This is a genomic window from Amycolatopsis camponoti (assembly GCF_902497555.1).
GTDB lineage: Bacteria > Actinomycetota > Actinomycetes > Mycobacteriales > Pseudonocardiaceae > Amycolatopsis > Amycolatopsis camponoti.
In genome coordinates this window covers 2582461-2604695 of record NZ_CABVGP010000001.1, presented here as the reverse complement: position 1 = coordinate 2604695, position 22235 = coordinate 2582461, and the positions used below count along the sequence as shown (strand labels likewise).

The 22235-nt window shown below is 70.7% G+C and carries 13 protein-coding genes; 4 read left to right on the top strand and 9 right to left on the bottom strand.

Features of this window, described 5'->3' with window-relative positions; genetic code table 11:
- Positions 1 to 19: 19 nt before the first annotated feature.
- Both AA23TX_RS12425 and AA23TX_RS12420 read right to left on the bottom strand, forming a co-directional pair.
- Positions 20 to 2389, bottom strand: coding sequence for a ricin-type beta-trefoil lectin domain protein (locus AA23TX_RS12425; RefSeq protein WP_155542684.1), 2370 nt, complete (start codon positions 2387 to 2389; stop codon positions 20 to 22).
- A 27-nt stretch (positions 2390 to 2416) separates the two neighbouring features.
- Positions 2417 to 4390 carry an alpha-L-fucosidase gene (locus AA23TX_RS12420; RefSeq protein ID WP_155542683.1) on the bottom strand — a complete coding sequence of 658 codons (1974 nt, stop codon included), beginning with the start codon at positions 4388 to 4390 and terminating at the stop codon, positions 2417 to 2419.
- A 269-nt stretch (positions 4391 to 4659) separates the two neighbouring features.
- Between AA23TX_RS12420 and AA23TX_RS12415 the strand changes: the two genes are divergently transcribed.
- Positions 4660 to 6048: a glycoside hydrolase family 43 protein gene (locus AA23TX_RS12415; RefSeq protein ID WP_230862447.1), complete on the top strand. Its 1389-nt coding sequence runs from the start codon at positions 4660 to 4662 to the stop codon at positions 6046 to 6048.
- Between the two features lie 38 nt (positions 6049 to 6086).
- Positions 6087 to 7709 (top strand): glycoside hydrolase family 27 protein, encoded by a 1623-nt coding sequence (locus AA23TX_RS12410; protein ID WP_155542682.1) that lies wholly within the window; start codon positions 6087 to 6089, stop codon positions 7707 to 7709.
- A gap of 520 nt (positions 7710 to 8229) precedes the next feature.
- Here AA23TX_RS12410 and AA23TX_RS12405 read toward each other — a convergent pair.
- The 7 genes from AA23TX_RS12405 to AA23TX_RS12375 all read right to left on the bottom strand — a co-directional run bounded on the left by AA23TX_RS12405 (position 8230) and on the right by AA23TX_RS12375 (position 18555).
- Positions 8230 to 9687 (bottom strand): arabinofuranosidase catalytic domain-containing protein, encoded by a 1458-nt coding sequence (locus tag AA23TX_RS12405; protein WP_230862446.1) that lies wholly within the window; start codon positions 9685 to 9687, stop codon positions 8230 to 8232.
- 34 nt (positions 9688 to 9721) lie between these two features.
- A complete protein-coding gene (locus AA23TX_RS12400) occupies positions 9722 to 10753 on the bottom strand; it encodes a LacI family DNA-binding transcriptional regulator (protein WP_155542681.1) in 1032 nt (343 codons plus the stop codon).
- 54 nt (positions 10754 to 10807) lie between these two features.
- Positions 10808 to 12151, bottom strand: a complete 1344-nt coding sequence (locus AA23TX_RS12395) for an RICIN domain-containing protein (protein ID WP_155542680.1) — start codon at positions 12149 to 12151, stop codon at positions 10808 to 10810.
- 35 nt (positions 12152 to 12186) lie between these two features.
- Positions 12187 to 13515: an extracellular catalytic domain type 1 short-chain-length polyhydroxyalkanoate depolymerase gene (locus AA23TX_RS12390; RefSeq protein ID WP_155542679.1), complete on the bottom strand. Its 1329-nt coding sequence runs from the start codon at positions 13513 to 13515 to the stop codon at positions 12187 to 12189.
- Positions 13512 to 16382 (bottom strand): PQQ-dependent sugar dehydrogenase, encoded by a 2871-nt coding sequence (locus tag AA23TX_RS12385; RefSeq protein ID WP_155542678.1) that lies wholly within the window; start codon positions 16380 to 16382, stop codon positions 13512 to 13514. The genes AA23TX_RS12390 and AA23TX_RS12385 overlap by 4 nt, the downstream gene beginning before the upstream one ends.
- 32 nt (positions 16383 to 16414) lie before the next feature.
- On the bottom strand, positions 16415 to 17581 hold the full coding sequence (locus tag AA23TX_RS50920; RefSeq protein WP_155544406.1) for a ThuA domain-containing protein: 1167 nt from the start codon (positions 17579 to 17581) through the stop codon (positions 16415 to 16417).
- Positions 17582 to 17820: 239 nt separating this feature from the next.
- Positions 17821 to 18555 carry a FadR/GntR family transcriptional regulator gene (locus AA23TX_RS12375; protein WP_230862445.1) on the bottom strand — a complete coding sequence of 245 codons (735 nt, stop codon included), beginning with the start codon at positions 18553 to 18555 and terminating at the stop codon, positions 17821 to 17823.
- A 218-nt stretch (positions 18556 to 18773) separates the two neighbouring features.
- Between AA23TX_RS12375 and AA23TX_RS12370 the strand changes: the two genes are divergently transcribed.
- Together AA23TX_RS12370 and AA23TX_RS12365 are read left to right on the top strand one after the other, a co-directional pair.
- Positions 18774 to 21131, top strand: a complete 2358-nt coding sequence (locus AA23TX_RS12370) for a ricin-type beta-trefoil lectin domain protein (RefSeq protein WP_155542677.1) — start codon at positions 18774 to 18776, stop codon at positions 21129 to 21131.
- 13 nt (positions 21132 to 21144) lie between these two features.
- Positions 21145 to 22227 carry a ricin-type beta-trefoil lectin domain protein gene (locus tag AA23TX_RS12365; RefSeq protein ID WP_155542676.1) on the top strand — a complete coding sequence of 361 codons (1083 nt, stop codon included), beginning with the start codon at positions 21145 to 21147 and terminating at the stop codon, positions 22225 to 22227.
- Positions 22228 to 22235: the final 8 nt, after the last annotated feature.

Genomic DNA, 22235 nt, shown 5'->3' with positions numbered 1-22235 from the left:
TTGTCCGGAGGGAAGGCGATCAGCTCCGCGTCCACTTCTGGGCGCTGCCGCCGGTACAGGTCTGCAGGGTCACCGGCGCGCTGTTCCCGGTGCCGCCCGGGGTGAGGCACAGTCCGGACGGGACACCGGTGATCGTCCCGTCGGCGGCGGCGGTCCACTGCTGGTTGGCCCCGCCCGTGCAGTCCCAGATGATCGCCCGGGTCCCGGCGGCGGTACCGGCCCCCTCGGCGTCGAGGCACTTGCTGCCGTACACCTGCAGCTGCTTCCCGGAAGTCAGGGTCCACTGCTGGTTGCCGCCGCCGTTGCAGTCCCACAGCGTCACCTGGGTGCCGTTGGTCTGGGACACGTTCGGGACGTCGAGGCAGCGGCCGGCGCCGGTGTTGCGCAGCACGGAGGTCGACCCGCCGCCCGAACCGGCGACGGCGAGGTTGTCGAACTGCGCGGTCTCGCCCTGGGCCGTGCCGATCCCGACCTGGCCGGCCGGGAAGGTGCTGTCGGTGACGGTGCCGAGCACCGCGCCGTCGACGGAGGCGGTGATGGTGCTGCCGGAGAAGCCGAGCGACAGCTGGTGCCAGCGGCCGGTGCCGAGCGCGGTCGTCGTGCCGCTGCGCAACGTCGTGTTCTGCTGGCTGGTGTTGTTGCGCCGGATCGACCAGGCGCCGGTGTCGCTCACCCGCAGGTAGTACGCGTTCAGCGCGCCCTGGTTGCCGGTGTCCTGCGAACCGGCCCGGCCGAGCAGCTCGACGTACCCGGACTTCTCCAGCAGGACGTCCGTGCTCAGCGTGTAGTTGCTCCAGGCCACGTTGCCCAGCAGCGCGTACGGATCGGTCGTCTTCTTCCACGGGATCGCCTTCTGCGGAGCCGACTGGCGCACGCACGTTCCCGCGCGGCCGGCGCCGCACGCGGACGTCTCGAAGGCGCCCTCCATGTCCATCAGGTACTTGGCTTCCTTGCCCTTCGCGTATCCTTCGAAGTCGTCGCCGTAGGGCAGGTTCAGCGAGCCCTGCGGCGGACCGGCCGCGGTGCCCTTGCCCTGCCCGGTGGTCGTCGTGACGGTGTAGAGGTAGCCGGGCTGCGCGGTCAGGGAGAAGGCGCCGCCGGACGGCGTGATGTCCGCGCTGTGGACGAAGTGGTCGCCCGCGTTGTTCGAGTTCAGGTTGGTCGCCCACACGTGCACCTGGCCGGTCGACAGCCCGCCGGTGACGTTCAGGTTCAGCGTCTGGGCCGCGGTGGCGTCCATCGTCTCGATGATCGTGCTGTAGCCGGTGTTGTCCGGCGACTTCAGCGAAACGTAACTGCCGTTGGCGCGGTTTCCGCCCAGGTAGCCGCTCGAGGAGTCGAGGTACTTCCAGCCGGGCGCGGTGAACTGCGTGGTGTGCGCCAGCGTCCAGGCGTCCTTGCCGACCGAGTAGTACCCCGACCACGGCTGGTTGGCGAGGATCAGCCCCACCGTCGGCCAGGGGATGTTCGGTGTGGTGGCGGCGATCAGGTCCCAGTCGAGGTACGCGGTCATCTTGCCGTCGAGGTAGACGCGGTTGATCCCGCGGGCCAGCGGCTTGGCGCCGTCGTTGTAGTCCTGGGAGCCGTTCTCGCTGGACCACAACGTCTTCCCGGTGTTGACGACGTTCGCCGGGACGCTGCAGGAGGTCTGCGCGCTGAGGTAGCCGCAGGTGTAGTGGGCGCTGAGCACGTCGGTCGCGGCGCGGTAGGCCGCGTTGGTCGAGATCGCGCTCGCCGGGCCCCAGTCGCCCGGCCACGAGTCACCGGAGATGACCTTGACCGAGCTGTACCCGTTGGCGTTGAGCGCGTTGCGCAGGGTCACGGTCCAGTCGGCGCTCCACTGCTTCTCGTTCTGGACGCTCGTGAGGTAGTCGATGGTCAGCCCGTGCTGCTTGGCGCACCCCAGCCACGAGAGGTAGTAGTCCGTGAGGTCGTTCGAGAAGAACGTCCCGTTGCCGATCCAGCCCGGCGCTCCCCAGGGCAGGCCGACGAGCTTGATACCGGGGTTGCGCGCCTTGGCCTGTTCCATGATCCACCACTCGTACCCGCGGTTGCAGTCGAGATCGCCGCGGAAGTGCGCGTGGCTGGGTTCGGCGCCGCTGGTCGAGTTGGTGTCCCCGCCCATCTCCACCTTGAGGATCTGCAGCGCGGCGCCGTAGCCGGGCTTGAAGAGGTAGTCGAGGATCTGGCCGCGCTGCGGCTCGGGGTAGTCGATCAGCAGCCGGCTGTTGCCCCCGCCGCCGCTGACCGCCCCGACGCCGTCGAACGTCCGGCCGGCCGAACCGCCGTCGATCGTGATCGAGGTGGCGGCTTCGGCCGGTGCGGCGGCCACCACTCCCCCGGCCAGGACGACGGCCGCGGCCATCGCCGCTCGAACCCTTCCGCGCATGGTGGTTCTCTCCTCCGGAGACGGGGATCAGACGGCCGTGACGGTCCATTGGTTGTTGGTGCTGCTGTTCGGCGCCCACAGGACCACGGTGGACCCGGACGTCGTGGTGCCCGCGCCGTCGAGCGCGGTGCCGGTGCCGCGGTTGACGATCTGGTAGCGCCCGTTGCCGAGCCCGGCCAGCCGCCACTGCTGGTTGTCGCCGCCCGTCCAGGCCGCCTGCCCGGCGTTGACGCCGTTACCGGTGCGGCCGAGGCTGTCGGCGACCATGCCGTTGGTGCGGTTGACGATCCGGTGGTACCCGGTGCCGAGGTCCACCAACTGCCACTGCAGGTTGGTGGAGCCGTCGTAGGACCACTGCTTGAGCACCGACCCGGACGCGACGTTCCCGCCGCTGTCGAGCGCCAGGCCGGTCGTGCCGTTGGCGATCCGCACCCAGCCGGTGGGGAGCGGCCCGGACCCGGGCGCCGGGATCTGGCCGGCGAACGTCAGCTTCACCACGTACGCCGGGGCGCTGAACGGCGCGGTGGCCGACGGCATGCGGATGTGCAGCCCGGAGCCGTCCTGGGTGCGGTCGGGCAGGTCGGTGTAGGCCCCGGCGGTGGCGCCGAGCAGCTGCACGGTCTTCAGCGAGGCGAGGGTGATCCGGTTCGAGCCCAGCGTCGGGATGTCCAGCGTCGCGCCCGGCCAGCCCAGGACCGTCGCGTACAGGACGGTGTTGTCCTTGCTGCGCGTGAACCGGATGTCGCGGTTGGTGCCCTCGCGCGGGGTGGTGAAGGAGCCGCCGCCCATCTGCGTCGGGCCCTCGCCGTAGACCGACCAGGCACGGGTCGCGTAGATCGACTCGCCGAAGCGGCCGAGGTAGTCGCCGATGCCGAGCAGGATCGTGCGCTGCCCGGCCGGGATGGTGCCGTCGGCCATCGGCGCGATGTTCAGCAGCATGGTGCCGTTCTTGCTGACGCGGTCGATCAGCGAGTGCAGCATCGCCTTCATCGAGTAGTAGCCGATGCCGGTCGTGTAGCACCAGCTGGAGGAGGAGATGCTGTCGTCGGTCAGCCAGTACGGGTTCTGGATGTCCCCCGGGCCGCCGCGTTCGAAGTCGAAGACCTCACCCCGGTTGTCGAAGCCGTCCTTGTAGGTGGCGACGACGTCCTTGTTCCACGCGACGGCCTTGTTGTAGTAGTACGCCAGGAAGTTCAGTCGCCGGGACTCGTCGACGCGGGGCAGGTTGAAGTCCTGCCAGAGCAGGTCCGGCTGGTAGCCGTCGACGACCTCGGCGAGCTTGTCGTACCAGAGCTGGTTTTCCGCCGCCGAACCCAGCTGGCCGTACAGCTTGCGCAGACTGGCGTCCGATTGCGCCGGGACGTGGTCGTAGAAGCCGGTGAAGTGGTAGGCGTGGTGCAGCGACACCATGAACTTCAGGCCGCGGGCGCGGATCGCGTCGGCGTGCAGCCGCACCAGGTCCAGCCGCGGGCCCTTGGCGACGGAGTTCCATTCGTTGACGGCGCTGTTCCACATCGAGAAGCCGTCGTGGTGCTCGGCGACGGGCCCGGCGAACTTCGCGCCGGCGTCGGCGAACAGCTGCGCCCACTCCGCCGGGTCGAAGTTCCCGCCCGCCGACTTGAGCTTCGGCGCGAACTGGACCCAGTTGCCCGCCTTGTCCCGGGCACCGTTGACGAAGTTGTGGTACGGCCATGCCGACGGGTCGCCGTACACGGCCTGGTGGTGGTTGTTCTCCGCGGAGCCGCCGATGTACATGTTGCGCGGGTACCATTCGTTGCCGAACGCGGGGACGCTGAAGACGCCCCAGTGGAAGTAGATGCCGAACTTGGCGTCCTGGAACCACTCCGCCGCGGGCGGGTGCTGGTCGACCGAGGACCACGTGGGCGTGTAGCTGCCCGGCCCGGCCGTCGCCGCCGCGGTTCCGCCGCGCAGGAGGCCCGCCGTCGCGGCACCGCTCACGGTGATCAGGCCCAGCATGGTGCGTCGGCTGAACTCGGGCATGGCGCGAAAGCCTCCTCGACACCGGAAAAGAGTTAGCGCTAACAAGCGCTGTAACCGAATTCAGGTGTAGGCGCAGACGGCATCCACGGTCAAGCCTTCCGGCAGATCACTGGTGACAGCTCCCCTAAACCCCAGCGTGGACCCGACGAAAGATGTGTAACTTTCAGGCTCGGTGGCGAATGGTTGTGAGCGTGAACATCGCCGTGCCACACTCCTCCTCGCCCGGCTCCGGAGCGCGAGCACAGTGACCACGACCCCAAGGAGCACTCGTGAAAGCCGCGTCCTCCCCTTCGGCGATCTTCAAGCCCCGGCGCTGCTTCGCGCTGATCGTCGGACTGCTCTGCGCTCTGGGGATGTTCCCCGCGGTGGCCCGAGCGGACAACCCGATCATCCAGACCATCTACACCGCCGACCCGGCGCCGCTGGTGTACAACGGCCGCGTCTACCTCTACACCGGCCACGACGAAGACGGCTCGACGAACTTCACCATGAAGGAGTGGCGGGTGTGGTCGTCGGCGGACATGGTGAACTGGACCGACCACGGATCGCCGCTGAACCTCGCCAGTTTCACCTGGGCGAGCGCCAACGCCTGGGCGGGCCAGACCGTCTACCGGAACGGCAAGTTCTACTGGTACGTCCCCATGACGAACCGGGCCACCGGCTCGATGGCCATCGGCGTTGGCGTGTCGGCCAGCCCCACCGGGCCGTTCAGCGACGCACTCGGGCACCCGCTCGTCGGCAACGGCGAATTCGACCCGACGGTGTTCGTCGACGACGACGGCCAGGCCTACCTGTACTGGGGCAACCCGCACCTGTGGTACGTGAAGCTCAACGCGGACATGATCTCCTACTCGGGCGCGCCCACGCAGATCCCGCTCACCACCGCCGGGTTCGGCACGCGCCCGGGGAACACGAGCCGGCCGACCCTGTTCGAGGAAGGCCCCTGGGTCTACAAGCGCAACGGCTTGTACTACAACGTGTTCGCGGCGAAGTGCTGCTCGGAGTTCATCGGCTACTCGACCGCTCCCGGCCCCACCGGGCCGTGGACCTACCGCGGGACGGTCATGCCCACCCAGGGCGCCAGCTTCACCAACCACCCGGGGGTGATCGACTTCAACGGGAGCTCCTACTTCTTCTACCACAACGGCGCTTTGCCGGGCGGCAGCGGCTACACGCGCTCGGTGGCCGTCGAGAAGTTCGCCTACAACGCCGACGGTTCCATCCCCACCATCACCATGAGCACCACCGGCGCGCCGCAGGTGGGGACGCTCAACCCGTACACCCGGCAGGAAGCGGAAACGATCGCCTTCGAATCCGGCGTCGAGACCGAACCGTCCGGCGAGGGCGGGATGAACGTCGGCTACCTCGAGAACGGCGACTGGATCAAGGTCAAGGGCGCCGCTTTCGGTACCGGTGCCCGGTCGTTCACCGCGAGAGTGGCGTCCGCGGCCGGCGGCGGCCGGATCGAGGTCCGGCTGGACGGGACCGGCGGCACCCTCGCCGGGACCTGCACCGTGCCGGGCACGGGTGGCTGGCAGACCTGGACGAGCGTGTCGTGTCCCGTGACCGGCGCCGTCGGCACGCACGACCTGTACCTCCGGTTCACCGGGGGCAGCGGCTACCTGTTCAACGTGAACTGGTGGCAGTTCGCCGCCTGAGCGCGGATTCGGCCACCCACCACCGGAAAGGGACGATGATGTCCGTTCGAACGCGTCAGCGGATCGCGTACTTGCTCACCGCCGCGGCGGTGGCCGCCACGGCGTGGTCACCACCGGCCGCCGTCGCCGCACCCGGCAGCCCGGCGCTCACCCCGCCGCTCGGCTGGAACAGCTGGAACAGCTTCGGCTGCGGCGTCAGCGAAACGGCGGTCCGCCAGGCGGCCGACGCGATGGTCTCCTCGGGGATGAAGGACGCGGGCTACCAGTACGTGGTGGTGGACGACTGCTGGTTCGACCCGCAGCGCGACAGCCAGGGCGCCCTGCGCGCCAGCCCGTCGAAGTTCCCGAGCGGCATGAAGGCGCTGGGCGACTACATCCACGGGCGTGGCTTGAAGTTCGGCATCTACCAGGTGCCGACCGACCGCACCTGCGCCCAGCGGACCGGCACCTACCCCGGGTCCACCGGCAGTGCGGGGCACGAGGCCCAGGACGCCCGCACGTTCGCGTCGTGGGGCGTGGACTACCTCAAGTACGACTGGTGCTCCCCCGCCGGCACCCGCGACGAGCAGGTCGCCCGGTTCACCCTGATGCGCGACGCGCTGCGCGCCACCGGGCGTCCGATCGTCTACAGCATCAACCCCAACAGCTACCACGCCATCACCGGGGACAAGTACGACTGGGGCCAGGTCGCCGATCTCTGGCGCACCACCGAGGACCTGCTCGACATCTGGCAGAACGGCAACACCAACAGCTACCCGATGGGCGTGGGCAACGTCCTCGACGTCACCGCCCCGCTGGCCGCGCAGGCCGGTCCGGGGCACTGGAACGATCCCGACATGCTGGTGGTCGGGCGGCCCGGGCTGTCGCTGACCGAGTCCCGGGCCCACTTCGCGCTGTGGGCGCTGATGGCCGCGCCGCTGATGGCGGGCAACGACATCCGCACCATGTCCGCCGACGTCAGCGCGATCCTGCGCAACCCGCGGCTGCTGGCGGTCGACCAGGACCGGCTCGGCGCCGGCGGCCGCCGCGTGCGCGACGACGGCGACGTCGAGGTCTTCGCCAAGCCACTGGCGGACGGGTCGGTGGCGGTCGGCCTGCTCAACCGCGGCGGCGGCACGACGACCATCGGCACGACCGCCGCCCAGATCGGGCTCGCCGGTTCGGCGTTCACCCTGACCGACCTGTGGACCGGGACCACGTCGACGACCGGCGGCTCGATCTCGGCGAGCGTGCCGGCCCACGGCGTCGCGGCCTACCGCGTGTCCGGCGGTTCCCCGCTGGCCGCCACGACGTCCCGGCTGCGGGGCACGGGATCGAGTCGGTGCCTCGACGTCGAAAACGCCTCGACGGCCGCCGGCGCGGGCACGGTGATCTGGGACTGCCAGACCGCGGCGAACCAGCTCTGGACGACCTGGCAGAACGGCGAAGTCCGCGTGTTCGGCGACAAGTGCCTGGACGGTTCCACCAGCGGCGCCCGCGTCCTCAGCCGGCCGTGCACGGGTCAGGACAACCAGAAGTGGACGCTGGCCACCGACGGCTCGGTCCGGAACGTCCAATCCGGACTGTGCCTGGACGCCGAAGGCGCGGCGACCGCCAACGGGACCCGAGTGGTCCTGTGGACCTGCAACGCCCAGCCGAACCAACGGTGGACCCGCGCCTGAGCCGCCGCGGCCCCGGGCCGGGGCCGGTAAGTGGCAGTCGGGTGCTCTGCCGCGGCCCGGTCGTGAGTGAGAAACAGGGTTAGAACACTGTTTCTCACTCACGACCCCGGCGCGGCCGCCCTCGCGAGGCCCGTCACCGGGACGCGCGTGCCTGACCATCCGAGGCCCGGGCCGGAAAGGGGTCGGGTGCTCTGCCCGGCCCCGGAGACCGGGGTGCCGAGCACGGACGCACCCAAGGTTGCGTTCGGTGCGTGTGACGCGCCGAACGCAATATTGGGGGCGTTCGCCGCCGCCACCGAGGAAGCACCAGTCGAGCCAGCGGTGGACCCGCGCCTGACCAGCCAAGGCAGGCAGTGGCAGTCGGGTGCTCTGCCGCGGCCCGGTCGTGAGTGAGAAACAGGGTTAGAACACTGTTTCTCACTCACGACCCCGGCGCGGCCGCCCTCGCGAGGCCGGTCACCGGGACGGGGTGGAACCGGACGACCGGCTCCACCCCGCTCTCCCCGGCGGCACACCGGCCTCAGCGATAGCCGGCGGCGACGACGTTGGCCTGCACCGCGTTCTCGGTCGCATCCGACGGATACCCCGCGACCATCGCCCCTTCGTAGAACGTGCCGGCGCTGAGGTTCGCGCCGCCGCCGGGCTTGCAGCAGTCGCCGCCGCTGCCCAGGACGATCGCCCCCTGCTTCTTCATCGGGCTGTAGCCGCTCGGGAGGCCGCCGTCCCACAGGGTCGTGAGGCCGCCGGACTGGGCGTCGCTGCCCTTGATCGCGAACCGGGACGTCCCGTTGTTCTTCAGCACCGCCGTGACGAACTTGCTCGTGAACGCCCGCTGGTTCGGGTTCCACGTCTGGCTCCCGCCGGGGTAGAGCCCCCACTCCAGGTCGGCCTGCACCCACGGGCCGGTGCCGGAGCAGCCGCCGAACCAGCACTGCTTGCCGAAGTTCAGCGCGTCCATCGCGCCCGCGGCGTCGGCCTTCCTGGTCGTTTCGCTGTTGCCGTAGTCGAAGCAGCAGCCGCTGTTCACGTGCGTCCCGCTCGTCACCATGTACATCCCCTCGGGCGCGCTGCCGGTGGGCACACCGGTGAGGTGACCGTCGCGCCAATAGCTGTTGCCCGGGTTGATGTACAGCGAGTACGCCTTCCGGCCGCCGACCGTCAGGGACTCCGACGTCGCCTTCGCCGGACTGCTCTGGCTGGAGCCGGGCACCACGCTCGACCCCTGGTACCACAGGTCGTTGCCCCGGCCGGACTGGTCGTAGACCACCGTGACGACGCACGAAGTCCCGGTGCAGAAGGAATCCTGGGCCGCGGCGTCCGCGGCACCCCCCGCCGCCGAGACGCCGACGTTCCGGGTGGCGTTGTCGGACGCGCGGCGCACCTGGTAGAGACTTCCGTTGTAGGACCCGTAAAGCGCGCGTACCGTGCTGTGCGCGGCGATGCACGGCGTCCCGCCCGAGGCGTAGATGTCGCACGGACCCGCACCCGGCGCCGGCGTGCTCCCGGTGGTCCACCGCTGGTTGCTCTGGCCGTGACAGGTCCACAGGATGACCGTGGTGCCGTTGGCCGTGCCGCCCCCGTTGACGTCGAGGCACAGCCCGGACTGGACGCCGCTGATCGAACCGTCGGAGTTCTGCCGCCACTGCTGGTTCGCCCCGCCGGTGCAGGACCAGATGATCACCGCCGTCCCGGGCGAGGTCCGGTTGCCGTACGCGTCCACGCACCGCGTCCCGTTCAGCGCCCGCAGCTCACCGGCGGCGGTGAACTCGAACGCCTGGCTCGGCTGGCCGGTGCAGTCCCGGATCTCCAGTGCGGTTCCCGGCGTGTCGACGGCGCCTTGGACGTTCAGGCACCGGCCCGACGCCGCGCTGGTCAGCGACGTCGACGCCGCGGACGCCGGTGGCGCGCCGGTCAGCACGGCCGCCACCAGCGCGGCCAGGACCATGACGGCCCGCACCGCCTTGACTCGGATGGTCACGGTTCCTCCAGTAGTAGTGTTAGCGCTAACACCATCAAGCGGAAGCGCGCAGGACGAGCTCGGTGTCCAGCACGGCGCAACAGGGAGCGGCCGAACCGCCGAGCATCGCGAGCAGCTCGTCCGTCATCCGGGCTCCCATCTCTTCGATCGGCTGGCGCACGGTGGTGAGCGGCGGATCCGTGCGCAGGCCGATCGGCAGGTCGTCGAACCCGATGACGGCGACGTCCCCGGGCACCCGCCGTCCGGCGCGGTGCAGGGCCCGCATCGCGCCGACCGCCATCATGTCCGAGGCCGCGAAGATGGCGTCGACGTGCGGCCGGCGGTCCAGCAGGCGCGCCGTCGCCTGCTGGCCGGAGGCCTGGCCGAAGTCCCCGAAGACCACCAGCCCGCGGTCGCCGTGCCCGGCACCCGCCACCGCCTGCCGGTAGCCGAGCAGCCGGTCCACGCCGGCGGTCATGTCCTGCGGCCCGGCGATGGTCGCCACGGTGCGGCGGCCCGCGTCGATGAGCCGCTGGGTGGCCCGCTGGGCGCCACCGCGGTTGTCCACGTCGACGTAGGAGAACCGGCCGGGCTCCCCCGCGCAGACGGGACGGCCGCCGAACACCACCGGGATGCCGAGCCAGCCCAGGTCGAGCGGCCGGCGGCCGTGCATCCCGACGACGAGCGCACCGTCGACGTGGCCGCCGTCGAGGTAGCGCACCACCGGCGCCTGGTAGTCCTCCGTGGCGGGCACGGTGAGCAGGACGAGCTGCAGGCCCGCCGCGGTCAGCTCCCGGCCCGCACCGGCGGCGATGCGGGCGAAGAACGGATCGGCGAACAGGCGCAGGACCTCTTCGCACACGACCAGCGCGATCGAGCCGGTGGGCCCGGTCGCCGCGCGCGCGGCTCGCTGCCGGGCGTAGCCGAGCGCCGACATCGCCGACTCGACCTGTCTGCGCGTCGTCGGCCGGACCCGCGGAAAGCCGTTGAGCACGCGGGACGCGGTGGCGGTCGACACCCCGGCCGCCCGGGCGACGTCGGCGAGGGTGGGACGGAGTTCGGGGGACTCGACGGAGGACACGTTCATTCTCCCAAGACGTCGTTGTCTTTGCGGGACCGTTGAAGGATATCGCCGGGTACCTCAGGTTCGCTGGATCCGGAAGCGCTGGTTGGCCCCGCCCGACGGCGTCCACTGGGAGATCCGCGCGCCGTCGGCGGTCGAGGCACCCCACACGTCCATCGCCAGGCCGCTCAGCCGGTTGACCAGGCCGATCACACCCCCGCCCTGGTCGGTCACCCGCCACTGCTGGGCGGCGGCCCCGGAGTCCGGCTGCTGGCTGATGTCGGCGCCGGTGGCCGAACTCGCCACCTGGAGGACCAGGCCGCTGTGGTGGGCGCGGATGCGGTAGTAGCCGTCCCCGGAGTCGAGGAAGTCGAACTGCTGGTTCTGGCCGCCGGTCGCCGGCCACTGCTGCAGCAGCGCGCCGGCCGCGGTGGAGACGCCGCTGACGTCGAGGAGCTTGCCGCTGTGCTCGGCCGCGAGGGTGTAGTTCACGCCGACCTGCACCGGCGACCCGGACGGCGGGGTCGACGAATCGAACTGGGTGATGAACTTCCAGACCTCGCCGGACGTCCAGGTCTGCCAGCCGCTGCAGGTGCACCCGTCGCGCGGGCCGGGGTCGTGACCGCCGTCGAAGGCGGCCCAGACCACCGGGTACCCGGCGCGGCAGCCGGAGTAGGCCGTGACGATGTGGGTGTGGCTGCCGCTCGACGGCTCCGGCGGGTTCTGCGCGGTGCAGCCGTTGTTCCGGACGAACTGGTCGCGCAGCGAGCGGCCGGACGCGATCGGCAGGACGTTGTCCCCGATGCCGTGCATCCCGATGTAGGCGACCGCCTGCGTGCCACCGGCGCACCCGCTGAGGTTCGCCCCGGAGTAGACCGCGACCGCGCGGAAGACGGTGGGCCGGGCGCAGGCGAGCGCGTAGCTCATCGCGCCGCCGTAGCTGAACCCGCCGGCGAAGACCTGGGAGGTGTCGACGCACAGCGCGCTCTCGAGCTGCCTCAGCAGGTCGTCGACGAACGTGACGTCCTGGCCGCCGGGGTTGGCCCAGCCGTTGCCGTTGCCCTGCGGCGCCACGAAGATCGTGGTGTTGCCCGCGGTGTCGGCGAGCCGCCGGAGCCCGTAGTAGGACCAGTTGTAGCCGTCCGTCCCACCCGAGTCGACGTCGTTGGCCGTGCCGCCGCGCCAGTGCAGCCCGACGAACAGCCGGTAGGCGTGGTTGCTGTCGTAGTTCGCCGGGACCCGCAGGAGGTAGCTGCGGTTCTGGCCGCCGCTGGAGATCGTGTGGCTGCCGCTCGCCAGCCCGGGGGCGGTTCCGCAGCCCGTGGTGCCCGCGGCGGGCGCGGCTTGCGCGATCCCGGCCCCGGACATCGCCACCAGCGCCCCGATCGCGGCGGACGCGAACAGACGTCTGAACTTCACCATCGCGCGAGCTCCTTTCTCGTCACAGGGGACGCCGGTCAGGTCCGGGTCCACTGCTGGTTCGTGGCGTGGGTGCAGGTCGCCAGCCGCACGGCGGCGCCGTTCGCGGTCGAGGCGGCCTCCAGGCAGAGCCCCGACTGCGGCGCGGTGACCGTGCCGTCCGCGTTGACCTGCCACTTCTGGTTCGCTCCGCCGTGGCACGCCCAGATGATCGCGGCCGTGCCGGCGCTGGTCCCGCCGCCTTCGGCGTCCAGGCAGCGGAGGGTGTCGCCGGAGTAGACGGTCAGTTCCCCGGCCGCGGTGGCCGTCCACGCCTGGTTCGCGCCGCCGTGGCAGTCCCACAGCTGCGTTCGCGTGCCTTGCGTGGCCGACTGACCGGGCACGTCCAGGCACCGCCCGGCCGCGACCGACCGCACCGGGCTCCCGGTGGGGGTGCTCCCACCCGTGCTGTCGAGGCCGAGGAAGGAGATCGCGTACGCGAGCATTCCCGCCTGCGGCAGGGTGTGCCCGGTGCCCGCGATGGTGATGCCCTCGACCGGCGCCTGGGTGCCGGTGCCGCCGTAGCGGTTCCGCGTCCACGACGACTGCGGGTGGTCGGTGGCGGACGGCGTCTGGCTCAGCCCGCGCAGGGCGGTCCACTGCTTGATCTCTTCGCCGTAGTTCGGGTACGCCAGGGTGGTGTCCTGGTTCCCGTGCCACAGCTGCATCCTCGGGTAGCCGCCGGAGTAGCCGGGGTGCATCGCGTGGGCCTGGTCGGCCCACTGCTGCGCGGACTTGACTACGTTCCCGCCCGCGCACTGGCTGTTCCACAGCGAACCGTCGGTGGTCGCGAAGCACCCGGCGGGCACGCCGGAAAACGCGGACGCGGCGGAGAAGACGTCCGGGTACTCGGCAGCCAGGACGTTCGTCATCATGGCTCCCGAAGAGAAGCCGCTGACCACGATGCGGCCCGGGTCCACGTTGTAGTGCTGGCGGGTCCAGGCGACCATCGCCATGATGCCGGTGGAGTCGCTGCCGCCGTCGCGGGTCAGGCCCGCCTTCGTGGAGACGTCGAAGCAGTGCCCGTCCCGGGTCGCCTCGGGCACGACGACGAGGTAGCCGTACCGGTCGGCCGCCGTCGCGTAGTCGTGCCCGTTGCCGTTGAAGATCGCGCTCGCCGAGCCGCTGCAGTAGTGCACCAGCACCAGCAGCGCCGGCTTGGCCGCCACCTTGTCGGGCGCGTACAGGTACATGTTCAGGTTGGTCGGGTTGGCGCCGAAGCCGGTGACGCGGGTCAACGCGGCGGCCGACGCCGGGCCGGCGGTCAGCGACACCGTCAGGGGCAGCAGGAGCAGCGTCGCGAGCAGGACGCGGATCAGGTGTCTCATCGGAGGCTCCACTGCTGGTTGGCGGCCTGCGTGCCGCAGGACCAGAGGATGATCTTCGTGCCGTTGGCCGTGCCCTGGGCGTTCGCGTCCACGCACAACCCCGACTGGACACCGGTGATGGTGCCGTTCGCGTTGACGGTCCACTGCTGGTTCGGCTGGCCGGTGCAGTCCCAGATGATCACCTGCGTGCCGTTGGCCGTACCCTTGCCGGACGCGTCGAGGCACTTGTTCCCGTAGACCGTCAGCTGTTTCCCGCTCGTCGGGGTCCACTGCTGGTTGGCGGTCTGGCTGCCGCAGTCGCGCAGCTGGACCTGGGTGCCGTTCGCCGTCGAGGAGTTCGGCACCTCCACGCACCGACCCGACTGCGTGCCGACGATCTGCTTCCCCGACGGCGGCGGGGTACCCGGCAGGCCGACCCCCGCGCCGATGTAGTGGATCCAGTTGACGTTGAACAGGTACGCGGCCCCGGTCTGGCCCGCGGGGTTGCGGGCGACGAAGTACAGCGTGCCGCTGCCGGCCGGCGGGTTGGTCAGGCTGACGGTGAAGTCCTGCCAGTTCTGCCAGCCCCCCGTCCCGGTGATCGGCACCGAGGCGACCAACGCGCCGTCCGGGGCGTTGCGGTGCACCTCCAGCGTGCCGCCGGACCCGCCCGAGGAAGCCCGGACCTCGAGGCCGGTGACGCCGTTCAGCGCGAGCGGGTCGACCGACCACCAGTCGCCGTCCTGGATGAACGCCGCGCTGCTGCCGCCGCCCATCGGGTCCGTGGCGGCTTCCACGGTGACGCCCGCGGTGTCGGTGCCCTTCCCGTCGGCGGTGCGGCCGGTGGCGGTGTAGAACTCCGCCTGCTTGTGCTTGGGCTGCAGGATCACCTGCGCGCGGCCGGTGATCGGGCTGGCGCCACCGGCCCCGCCTTTGTCGGTGTAGGACGCCTCGAGGACGTAGAAGATATTGTCGTTCTCGCTGTGCCCGGACGAAAGCGTGGTCTGGATCGACGCGGTGCAGCCGGGGTACTGGTCGAGCGGGTGGCCGTGCTCGTCGTGGCCGAGGTAGGCCTGGACGGTCACCTGCCCGCAGTCGACCGTCCCGTCCTCGGGGTCGGTGACCGTGACGGCGACGTTCACCTTGTCGCCCCAGTCAAACACCCCGCCGTTCGGTGGCGTGGTGAAGGTGAGCGTCGGTGCCGTGTTCCCGGCGGTGATGGTGACGCTCGCGGTCCCGGTGGCACCCGCCGAGTTGGTTACGGTGAGCACCGCGGTGTAGTTGCCGGCGGCGTAGGTGTGACCCGGGTTCGCCGCGGTCGAGGTGGTGCCGTCACCGAAGTTCCACGAGTAGCGCAGCGTGGAGCCGCCGGGGTCGGCCGAGCCGGCACCGCTGAAGTTCACGGTGAGCGGGGCCGGGCCGCTGGTGCGGTCCGCGGTGGCCTTCGCGACCGGCGCGGCCGAGCCGCCGCCGAGGTAGTCGACGCGGTCGATGGACGCGTCGCTGTTGCCGCCGCCGTACCCGGTCCCCCACTCGATGACGTAGAGCGCGCCGTCCGCGCCGAACTTGAAGTCCATCGGCCGGTTGAACTTCACCGACGGCAGCAGCGGGTCGATCGAGGTGACGTTCGTGCCGTTGCCGTCGAGCTGGAAGGTGTACATCGCGCTGGTGTTCCACTCGGCGAAGACCGCGCGGCCGTCGAAGTCGGCGGGCCACTTGCGGGCCGAGGCGAGGTTCGGGTCGAACCGGTAGACCGGCCCGGCCATCGGCGCCCCGCCGGACAGCTGCGGGAAGTGCGCCGGGTCGGCCTGGTAGTGGTAGTAGACCTGGGCCGGGATCGCGGGCGGCAGCTTGGTCAGGCCGGTGTTGTTCGGCGAGCTGTTGGTGGGGCCGCCCGCGCAGTCGAACTGCGCGCCGGACGCGCCGGTACCGAAGTCGTACCGGTTGTAGGCCAGGTTCGGGCCGACGCAGAACGGCCAGCCGGCGTTGCCGGGCTTGCTGACGACGTCCCACTCGACGGTGTTCTGCGGGCCGCGGGTGGAACTGGCGTTCGGCGCGTCGGGGCCGTAGTTGGCCACGAGCGGGTAGCCGGTCTTCGGGTCGAGGCCCATCCGGAACGGGTTTCGCTCGCCCATCGTGTAGATCTCCGGGCGGGTGTTCGCGGTGCCGGGAGCGAACAGGTTGCCCGACGGGATCGTGTAGGTCCCGTTCGTCTCCGGGTGGATCCGCAGGACCTTGCCGGACAGGCTGTTCGTGTTGCCCGCGGTGCGTTCGGAGTCCCAGTACGCTCGCCCCGAGCGCTGGTCGAGCGGGCTGTACCCGTCCGAGGCGAACGGGTTGGTGTTGTCCCCCAGCGACAACCACAGGTTCCCGTTCTTCTTGTCGATCACCAGGCCCGCGCCGTGGTGGCAGCATTCCGCGCGCTGCACCGGGACGTCCAGCACGACCTTCTCGGTCGACTGGTCGATCGTGTCGCCGGCGACGGTGAACCGGCTCAGCCGGTCGACGTTGCCGGCGTTGTTCGGCGAGTAGTAGACGTAGACCCACTGGTTGGTCGCGAACGCGGGGTCGAGCGCGATGTTGAGCCCGCCGGATTCGTTGGCCGTGAAGACGTTCAGGTGCGTCGCGAGGACCGCGGTGCCATTGGGCTTGACGACCTTGACGTCACCGAGGCGGTCGATGTAGAACACCCGCCCGTCCGCCGCCACGTCCATCGCCATCGGGTTGCCGGTTTCGGTGTGCAGCGTGACCTTCTGGAACTTCGAGTCCGGCGGCAGCGCCGCCGCGGCCGCCGGGCCCACCGGGGCCGTGAGCACCGGGACCAGGGCAGCGGCCAGGACCCCGGCCACCGCCAGCGCGCCGCGGCGCAGCGCGGAAAATCCGGACATGACGAGCTCTCCTCGAGGCAGGGGAGGGACGGTCAGCGGAGGGACCACTGCTGGTTGGCCTGGCCGCCGCAGGACCACAGGATGATCTTCGTGCCGTTGGCCGTGCCGCGGCCGGAGGCGTCCAGGCAGAGGTTCGACGGGACACCCGTGATCGTGTTCGCGTTAACATTCCACTGCTGATTGGACTGCCCGGTGCAGTCCCAGATGATCACCGGCGTGCCGTTGGCCGTGCCGCGGCCGGAGGCGTCCAGGCACTTGTTCCCGTAGACCACGAGCTGCTTGCCGGCGGTGTAGGTCCACGACTGGTTCGCCTGCCCGGCGACGCAGTCCCGCAGCTGCACCTGCGTCCCGTTGGTGGTGGCGGAGTTCGGCACCTCGACGCACCGGCCCGACTGCGCGCCCGCGATCTGCTTGCCCGCCGGAGGCGGTGTGGTGGTGACCGAGCAGTCGGCGGGGACCGCTCCGGCCGCCGTGCGGATCCCGCCCAGCAGCAGGTGCAGGAAGTTGGGTTCGCTGAAACTTTCGATCGTGTGGCCCATCCCGGTGTACCAGGCGCGGCCGCCGTCGAAGGCGTGGCACCAGGTCGTCGGGTGGTCCGCGCCCATCGTCGCGCCCGTGTAGCTGGATTCGTCCACTGTGGTCAGTACGTGCACGGACGGGCGCGGGTCGGCGCGGAAGTCGTACCACTCGTCGTACCGGGTGTACTGCGCGGGCAGCCCCTGCGTGGACGGGTGGTTCGGGTCTTCCACCTTCACCAGGGCGTTCTGCTGGGCGGGGTGCTGCTTGAAGTAGGCGCCGACCAGCTGGCCGTACCAGGCCCAGTCGTACCCGCTGTCGGACGCCGCGTGGACGCCGGCGAACCCGCCGCCGTGCTGGATGTAGCGGCGGAACGCGTCCTTGCCGGCTTGCGTGCCGACCGGGTCGCCGGTCGTGGACAGGAAGACGACGGCGGCGTACTGGGCCAGGGTGGCGTCGGTGAACTGCGCGTCGTCTTCGGTGGCGTCGACCGCGAAGTCGTTCTGCTGACCCAGTTGGCGGATCGCGGCGATCCCCGCCGGGATGGAGTCGTGCCGGAAGCCGGTGGTCTTCGAGAACACCAGAACCTTGAAGGCCGCCGCGGGCGCGGCGGACACGGGTGCCGCGAGCCCCAGGACCAGTGCGGCAAGGAGGACAGCCGCGCGGAGCGAACGAGACAGCATTGTCACGAGTACTCCTTCTCAGGAGCGCAGGGAACGCGCGGGGTGCGCGCTGTGCGATCGCCCGATCACCGACCGAACGGGCATGAGCCAAGATAGAAGCGGCCGGCGGCAAAGGTCAATGCGCGGTGAAACTTACCCACTCACAACGGGTTCCGCCCGGCGACGGGTCACTCCTGTCCACAAAGGAATGAGCGCGGCCGGGAATGCCCAAGCCACCGCTCGGGCATTCCCCGCTGCGCTCACTGGCCGAAGAGCCGGTGCTGGATCTCCCGGCGGTAGTCCTCCAAGGTGTTGTCGAGGTGGACGGCGGCGGCCCGCGCCGCCGTCTCCGGTTCGCCGTCGCGGATCGCCCGGTAGATGGCGGCGTGTTCCTCGATCGCGGCCGGGGCGTGCCCGCCGACCGAGCCGGACATCCCGATGATGTTCGTCTGGCGTTGCAGGCGGCGGGCTTCGCGCACGGCCGCGACGAGGAACTGGTTGTGCGACGCCGTGGCGACGCGGAGGTGGAAGTCGTCGTCGCCGCGGTCGAACAACGCGGCCTGGCCGGTCAGGTGCCCCTGCCGGCAGGTCTCGGCGGCGGCCTCGATCGCCTGCAGTTCGGCCGGAGTGGCGTTGGTCGCCGCGAGCCTGCTGGACGCGGTCTCCTGGACGCGGCGGAACTCGAAGAGCATGTAGACGTGGTCGAGGTCGGCGGGCAGGAAGAACCCGCCCCAGCGGGAAGCGCCGAGCATGCCTTCGTCGTCGGACACATACAGCCCACGTCCCTTGTGCGCTCGCACCCGGCCGATCGCCGAGAGGATCTTGACGGCCTCCCGCACCACGGTCCGGCTGCTCCCCACCCGCGCCGCCAGCTCGACCTCGGTCGGCATCCGGTCGCCGGGCCGCAGCCGCAGTTCGGCGATCAGGTTCAGCAGCTGCTCGGCCACGATTTCGTAGCCGGGCCGGTACGGCGCGGCTTCCTCGTTGCGAGTCACCCGATGAGTATGACTCACCGGGCACCGGACAGTGACCTTACCTCGCGGTCGACCGGTCCCGTCAACTCCCGCGAAACATGGGTGAAACTTACATGCGTTCCCGCAGTTGAAAACTTCGAACGCGCTCGGGTGCATTGACGCGGTGCGGCTTCCCGCTTCGAATGAGTCATACACATGGACGAGTCCCCGCCGTCACCGTTCCCGGAGAGGTCCCCGCCATGCCGCGCACCGGATCCCTGGCCGCCGCGCTCGCCGCCGCCCTCGTGGTGACGGCCGTCGCCGCGCCGTCCGCCCACGCCGCGACCGTCACCATCGCCGTCGCGCCGAACGGCGACGACGCCGGCCCGGGCACGCCCGACCGGCCCGTCGCGACCCCGGCGAGGGCCCAGCAGCTGTCCCGCGCCCAGTCGGCGGGCAACGACGTCATCGTCCAGCTCGCCGGCGGCACCTACCGGCTGACCGCCCCGCTTTCGTTCACCAGCGCCGACTCCGGGCAGAACGGCCACACCGTCACGTGGCAGGCCGCGCCCGGCCAGACACCGGTCCTGTCCGGCGGCACGCAGGTCACCGGCTGGACCGCGCAGGACGCGAGCCAGAACATCTGGGTGGCGTCCGTGCCGGCCGGCGCCGACTCCCGGCAGCTGTTCGTGGACGGCGCGCTGGCGCCGCGCGCGTCGATCCCGATCTCGCGCACCGACGTGCAGGTCACGACGTCCGGCCTGACCATCACCAACTCCGCGCTGAACTACCTCGCCACGCTGCCCCGGCAGAGCCGGATCGAGGTGGAGAGCCAGAACTCGTTCACCGACCGGTACTCCCCCGTCGACCACATCAGCGGCACCTCGATCGTCATGCAGCAACCCGCGTGGAACAACAACAACTGGGGCTACGACACCCTCGCGAAGCCCTTCGGCGGCGGCCAGCTGTTCCTCGAGAACTCGTACTCGTTCCTCAAGAACACCGGCCAGTGGTACCTGGACCCGGCGGCCGGGAAGCTCTACTACAAGGCACCGGGCGGCTGGGTGCCCGGCAGCCACGACGTCGAGCTGCCGCGGCTGACGTCGCTGCTGCAGCTCGGCGGCAGCTACGACGACCCGGTGCGGGGCATCGCGTTCAAGGGCTTGCACTTCGAGCACACCACCTGGCTCGGGCCGAGCACGCCGGCCGGGTACGCGAACCAGCAGACCGGCACGTTCCTCCCGGCCGCGGCGCCGATGCCGGGCGACTTCCTCACGTCGTGCCAGTCGGGCTGCCAGCAGTTCGAGGGGGCCCGCAACGGCTGGGCGCAGGCGCCCGCCGCCGTCCAGGTCTCGGCCGCCACCGGGATCACGTTCAGCGGCAACACCTTCACCCACCTCGGTCAGGTCGCGCTGGGCATCGGCAACGACGCGAACGCGCACGCCTCCGGGACCGGGCTCGGCGCGTCGTCGATCACCGTGGACCACAACACCTTCACCGAGGTCTCGGGCGGTGGCATCGTCGTCGGCGGCGTGCGCCCCGACGCGCACCACCCGTCGAACGCCGCGATGACGAACCGCGACATCACGCTGTCGTACAACACGGTGTCCCGCGTCGCCCTGGACTACCGCGAAATGGCCGGCATCCTGTCGACCTACGCGACGCACACCGTCATCACGCACAACGACGTGGCGAACCTGACCTACGACGGGATCGACGTCGGCTGGGGCTGGGGTGCCAACGACCCGGGCGGCAGCCAGGACTACCGCAACCGCGGGCTCTACGACTACCAGCCGGTGTACTCGACGCCGACGACGTTGCGGGACACCGTCGTCAGCTACAACCGCGTGCACGGCACGAAGAAGCTGATGCACGACGGCGGCAGCATCTACAACCTGTCGGCGAACCCGGGCAGCTCGATCGACCACAACCACATCTTCGACAACAACCGCACGGTCGGGCTGTACCTCGACGAAGGCTCCCGCTACGTGACGCTGTCGGCCAACGTGATCCAGGACTCCGGGGTCTGGGCCTTCACCAACGCGAGCGGCACCAACAACACCAACGACAGCACCTTCAGCGGAAACTGGTACAACGGCGGCGCCACCCAGGTGGCCACCGGGTCGCCCCACAACAACGTCCTGACCGGCAACGTCCAGGTCAGCGGGACGAACTGGCCGTCCGGCGCCCAGCAGGTCATCGCCGCCGCCGGCACGGGCACCACCACCGGCCCGGCCGCGGGCCCGGTGCGCGCGCTCGGCAAGTGCCTGGACGTCAACGGCGCGAGCACGACACCCGGTGCGCAGGTGCAGCTCTGGGACTGCCACGGCGGTGGCAACCAGTCGTGGGCCCGGACCGCCGGCGGCGAGCTCACCGTCTACGACGGCACCCGCTGCCTGGACGCGTCCGGCCAGGGCACCACGCCGGGGACCCCGGTCGTCAGCTGGACGTGCAACGGCGGGGCCAACCAGCGCTGGCAGGCGAACGCGAGCGGCACGATCACCGGCGTCCAGTCCGGGCTGTGCCTGGACGTGACCGGCGGCGGCACGGCGAACGGCACCATCGTCCGGCTGGCGACCTGCACCGGCCAGGCCGGCCAGCAGTGGACGTTCGGCTGACTCGAGGAGGATCATGAGAATCCGGGTTTTCGCGGCCGTGACGGCCCTGTTCCTGAGCGCGTTCCTGCCGGGCGGCCCGGCCGCCGCCGAGTCGAACGGCGGGACCAGGGTCATGCCGCTCGGCGACTCCATCACCGAGGGCACGCAAGTGCCCGGCGGCTACCGGATCGGTCTCTGGCAGCGGCTCGCGGCGGGCGGCTACCAGGTCGACTTCACCGGCTCGCAGTTCAACGGCCCCGCCGCACTCGGCGACCACGACCACGAGGGCCACCCGGGCTGGCGCATCGACCAGATCGACGCGAACATCACCGGCTGGCTGCGGACGAGCACCCCGCACACGGTCCTGCTGCACATCGGCACCAACGACGTCCTGCAGAACTACGACGTCACCCGCGCGCCCGCCCGGCTCGCCACCTTGATCGACCACATCACGGCGACCGCACCGGACGCCGAGGTCTTCGTCGCGACGATCATCCCGCTCGCCAACGCGGGGCAGGAGTCCGCGGCCCGCACCTTCAACTCCGCGATCCCCGGGATCGTGCAGGCCGCCCGGAACGCCGGGAAGCACGTGCACCTGGTGGACATGCACGCCGCGCTCACCGCCGCCGACCTGATCGACGGCATCCACCCCACGGCGGCGGGCTACGACAAGATGGCCGCCACCTGGTTCGCCGCGCTGCAGTCCGTGCCGGGGAGCATCGGCACGCCGGGGACGACCGGCGCCCGGCGGATCGTCGGCGCGCAGTCGGGCCGCTGCGCCGACGCCGGGAGCGCGGCCAACGGCACCCAGGTGCGGCTGCAGGACTGCGGCGGGCAGTCCGGCCAGCAGTGGACCCAGTCGGGCGGCGAACTGGTCGTCGCCGGCTCGAAGTGCCTGGACGCCTCCGGCCACGGCACGGCGAACGGCACCCCGGTGATCGTCTGGGACTGCCACGGCCAGGCCAACCAGCAGTGGACCGTCGCCGCGAACGGCACGATCACCGGTGTCCAATCCGGACTGTGCCTCGACGCCACCGGGCAGGGCACGGCCAACGGCACCCAGCTGATCCTGTGGACCTGCGGCGGGCAGGCGAACCAGCAGTGGGCACTGCGCTGATCCGAAGG

Bases quoted from the DNA above. Each gene is read 5' to 3' on its own strand.
- AA23TX_RS12425 (WP_155542684.1), bottom strand. From the start codon at position 2,389: ATGCGCGGAAGGGTTCGAGCGGCGATGGCCGCGGCCGTCGTCCTGGCC.
- AA23TX_RS12420 (WP_155542683.1), bottom strand. From the start codon at position 4,390: ATGCCCGAGTTCAGCCGACGCACCATGCTGGGCCTGATCACCGTGAGC.
- AA23TX_RS12410 (WP_155542682.1), top strand. From the start codon at position 6,087: ATGTCCGTTCGAACGCGTCAGCGGATCGCGTACTTGCTCACCGCCGCG.
- AA23TX_RS12400 (WP_155542681.1), bottom strand. From the start codon at position 10,753: ATGAACGTGTCCTCCGTCGAGTCCCCCGAACTCCGTCCCACCCTCGCC.
- AA23TX_RS12395 (WP_155542680.1), bottom strand. From the start codon at position 12,151: ATGGTGAAGTTCAGACGTCTGTTCGCGTCCGCCGCGATCGGGGCGCTG.
- AA23TX_RS12390 (WP_155542679.1), bottom strand. From the start codon at position 13,515: ATGAGACACCTGATCCGCGTCCTGCTCGCGACGCTGCTCCTGCTGCCC.
- AA23TX_RS12385 (WP_155542678.1), bottom strand. From the start codon at position 16,382: ATGTCCGGATTTTCCGCGCTGCGCCGCGGCGCGCTGGCGGTGGCCGGG.
- AA23TX_RS50920 (WP_155544406.1), bottom strand. From the start codon at position 17,581: ATGCTGTCTCGTTCGCTCCGCGCGGCTGTCCTCCTTGCCGCACTGGTC.
- AA23TX_RS12370 (WP_155542677.1), top strand. From the start codon at position 18,774: ATGCCGCGCACCGGATCCCTGGCCGCCGCGCTCGCCGCCGCCCTCGTG.
- AA23TX_RS12365 (WP_155542676.1), top strand. From the start codon at position 21,145: ATGAGAATCCGGGTTTTCGCGGCCGTGACGGCCCTGTTCCTGAGCGCG.